The sequence below is a fragment of the Centipeda noxia ATCC 43541 genome (genome assembly GCF_000160555.1).
Classification (GTDB): domain Bacteria; phylum Bacillota; class Negativicutes; order Selenomonadales; family Selenomonadaceae; genus Centipeda; species Centipeda noxia.
The window spans coordinates 1-636 of sequence record NZ_GG749295.1 but is presented as its reverse complement, the minus strand read 5'-3'; the positions used below and the strand labels follow the sequence as shown (position 1 = coordinate 636).

The following is a 636-nucleotide window of genomic DNA, read 5'->3' as shown; positions in this document are numbered from 1 at the left end:
GCATTTGGGGCTGACCTGTCCAAGAATCGAGCCGCAAGGTGAGATGATTGGGAAACAGGTCGTCTGCGAAAACGTCCCAAGAACGCAAGCGCAAGCGAAGCGTGATTGGCTGACGTTGACCGCCAACGTTTTGCATTGTCTAGTTTTGAGGGTAACATCCATCATAAAATGGGGGCGTAGCTCAGCTGGGAGAGCACCTGCCTTGCAAGCAGGGGGTCAGGAGTTCGATTCTCCTCGTCTCCACCATTTTTTCTTATCGGGTGTAACCCGATATAGGTTGTACTAAGCAAAGCAAAAGCTTTGATGTATAACAAGGAATGACGGCAAATTCAAGGGAGTCATACCGAAAGGTACGTCGACCGCAGAATTTGACGACATGACGAAGTTAGACGCAAAGATCTTGCTCTTGCGCCTTATAATGGGCCTATAGCTCAGCTGGTTAGAGCGCACGCCTGATAAGCGTGAGGTCAGTAGTTCAAGTCTACTTAGGCCCACCATTTATTGTTCACTGAAAACTGCACAGAAGAAACAAGAAAATCTAAGAAAGGGAGACGGAGTGAACTCATGTACACAACGTTTTCCTCACTGAGGTCTTCTACTGAGTGATCAGTAGAAAGTAACAGAATAGATTTTCCC

Annotated in this window: 2 tRNA genes; both read left to right on the top strand. The window is 47.2% G+C overall.

Going from position 1 to position 636, the window contains the following annotated elements:
• The first annotated feature begins 170 nt into the window (after positions 1-170).
• A tRNA-Ala gene (locus tag HMPREF7545_RS09915) sits at positions 171-246 on the top strand.
• A gap of 174 nt (positions 247-420) precedes the next feature.
• Positions 421-497: transfer RNA gene (locus HMPREF7545_RS09910), tRNA-Ile, on the top strand.
• Positions 498-636: the final 139 nt, after the last annotated feature.